The sequence below is a fragment of the Kribbella turkmenica genome, assembly GCF_004348725.1.
GTDB lineage: Bacteria > Actinomycetota > Actinomycetes > Propionibacteriales > Kribbellaceae > Kribbella > Kribbella turkmenica.
On the sequence record NZ_SMKR01000311.1, the window covers coordinates 1 to 2380 of the forward strand.

General features: G+C 70.6%; 4 protein-coding genes. 3 read left to right on the forward strand and 1 reads right to left on the reverse strand.

The features are described 5' to 3' along the window. Positions 1–405 (forward strand): CAP domain-containing protein (locus tag E1218_RS35445; RefSeq protein WP_407657667.1); only part of this gene is annotated, 405 nt, incomplete at its 5' end. Positions 406–485: 80 nt separating this feature from the next. After that, complete coding sequence (locus tag E1218_RS35450; RefSeq protein WP_132327403.1) at positions 486–746, forward strand: hypothetical protein; 261 nt, start codon at positions 486–488, stop codon at positions 744–746. Here E1218_RS35450 and E1218_RS35455 read toward each other — a convergent pair. Beyond that, on the reverse strand, positions 700–1683 hold the full coding sequence (locus E1218_RS35455) for a GlxA family transcriptional regulator (protein ID WP_132327404.1): 984 nt from the start codon (positions 1681–1683) through the stop codon (positions 700–702). The two genes, E1218_RS35450 and E1218_RS35455, sit on opposite strands and share 47 nt — an antisense overlap. An 81-nt stretch (positions 1684–1764) precedes the next feature. On the opposite strand from E1218_RS35455, the gene E1218_RS35460 reads away from it, so the two are divergent. Beyond that, a partial coding sequence (locus tag E1218_RS35460) for an MBL fold metallo-hydrolase (protein WP_132327405.1) occupies positions 1765–2380 on the forward strand: 616 nt, incomplete at its 3' end.

Sequence of the window (2380 nt, forward strand, 5' to 3'; positions counted from 1 at the left end):
CCCACCACCAACAACCCCCCGCCGCCCCCGGCGCGGGACGGTGGGATGACAGCCGACGAGCTCGAACTGTTCGACATGATCGACGCCGCTCGCGTGCGCAACGGCTGCGCACCACTGGAGCAGGATCCCAACCTCACGGGTGGCGCCCGGGCCGAGGCGGAGGATCGCGCCGAGTCCGGCGCTGTCAACAGCTACACGGACTCGAAGACGGCTGCCGGCGGCGACAACTGGTCGGCCCAGCAAGCCTTCGACCAGATGATGGCGCAGAAGAAGAGCGTTGTCCTCAACTGCAACCTGAAGACCCTCGGGGTCGGCATGGACGACGCGAGGTACAAGGCCTGCATGCTCGGTCCGGTGCTGTGCACGACCAGGACCCGCGTCGCCTGGGTGGCGGACTTTACTTAGGACACGCGCACTTTCGTGGGTGGTTGGTGCGACCATGGGAGGGAACGACCCTTGGTCACACCAACCCTGCGGGAGGCCGGATGTACGGGGAACGCGACGACCTGGACCCGCCCCGGCCCGCGCACTTCGGGATTCCACCGGACGCCCTCGCCGACGAGCGTCCTGATCCGCGCCCGGAAGAGGCGAAGCGGATGGGCCTGAGCCGGCACACCGAGGAGGGCGCGGTGCTGTACTTCGCGTCGTCGCTCGACCGCGGCAAACCGGGTCACCGGATGATCGCGTGGATCCTGCTGGTCACGTTCGCGGCGCCAGCGCTGTATACCCTCCTGCTCCTGCTGTGACTACGCCGAACTCCTGACGGTGCCGCTGCGGCGTCGTACCGAGGACGGTGTGGAAGTGGTGCCGCAGGGCCGCGCTGCTGCCGAAGCCGCTCTCGGTGGCGATCCGCTCGACCGGATGGTCGGTCGTCTCCAGCAACAGCCTGGCCCGGTCGAGCCGTTGGCGGAGCAGCCACGCGTGCCCGGAGCTTCCGGTACGCGCGCGGAACTGCCGGGTGAACGTACGCCGCGACAGCGCGACCGCGGCCGCCCATTCGTCCAGTGAGACGGGCTGGTCGAGCCGGGCGCGCGCCCACACCATCGCCTTCTCGATCACGTCGTCGCTCGGGTCCGGCGGCACCGGGACCGGGATGTACTGCGCCTGCGAACCACTGCGGTGCGGCGCGACCACGATGCTCCGGGCCAGCCGCTCGGCCAGCTCGACACCGTGGTGCGTCCGGACGAGGTGCAGACAGCAGTCGAGCGAGGCGGCCGTCCCGGCCGACGTGAGCACGTCGCCCAGGTCGGACCAGAGCACGTCCGCGCGGACGTTGATGTTCGGGTGCTTGGCCTGCAGCTGGTCCGCCCACTTCCAGTGCGTCACCACCTCCCGCCCGTCCGCGATCCCGCTCGCGGCGACCAGGAACGCCCCGATGCACAACCCGACGACGGTCGCACCGCGGGCGTGCGCGCGCCGGATGGTGTCGATCAGTACGGCGGACGGTTCGAGCTCCGGTTGCCAGCTCGGCAGGATCACCAGGTCGGCCGCGTCCATCACCTCGAGCCCGTGGCCGACGGTAATGCCGAAGCCGGCGTTCGTCCGCAGCGATCCGGGTTGCTCGGCGCACACGCGGACGCCGTACTCGCCCGGCGCGCCGAGGCGGTCGCCGAGCACGAGGCACGGGACGGACAGGTGGAACGGGCTGATCTGGTCGAACGCGAGGACGGCGACGGTGCGCATGGAACCAGTATGGCCTGATCTTCAGGAACTGTGGCTCCCGGGCCAATGGTGGTCACCGCGGGCGGGCGCGACCATCGAGCCATGAAGATCACGCACATCGGTGGCCCGACCGCGCTCCTCAGCCTCGGCGGGCTCAGCATCCTGACTGATCCCGCCTTCGACGAACCACAGGAGTACGTGCTGCCGAGCGGCGGGGTGATGAGCAAACTGATCGGTCCGGCGGTACCGGTCGCGGACCTCGGCCCGGTCGACGTGGTCCTGCTGTCACACGACGAGCACAAGGACAACCTGGACGACGCCGGCCGTGCGCTGCTGCCGTCGGTGCCGGTCGTGCTGTCGACGCCAGGTGCCGCCACCCGGATCCCCGGCGTACGCGGGCTGGCGAACTGGGAGTCGGTGGCCCTCGACCGCCCGGACGGCGGGACGCTCACGGTCACCGGCGTACCGGCGCTGCACGGTCCCGACGGCGCCGAGGCGGTGCTCGGGGTGGTCACCGGCTTCGTGCTGACGGCGGACGACCTGCCGACCGTCTACGTCTCCGGCGACAACGCGTCGGTCGACCTGGTCAAGCAGATCGCCGATCGCTTCGCCCCCGTCGACGTCGCCGTCCTCTTCGCCGGCGCCGCCCGCGCCACGTTGATGGACGGCGCACCGCTGACCCTCACTTCGGAGGCCGCCGCCGAGGCCGCCCACCTCC

Bases quoted from the DNA above. Each gene is read 5' to 3' on its own strand.
- E1218_RS35450 (WP_132327403.1), top strand. From the start codon at position 486: ATGTACGGGGAACGCGACGACCTGGACCCGCCCCGGCCCGCGCACTTC.
- E1218_RS35455 (WP_132327404.1), bottom strand. From the start codon at position 1,683: ATGCGCACCGTCGCCGTCCTCGCGTTCGACCAGATCAGCCCGTTCCAC.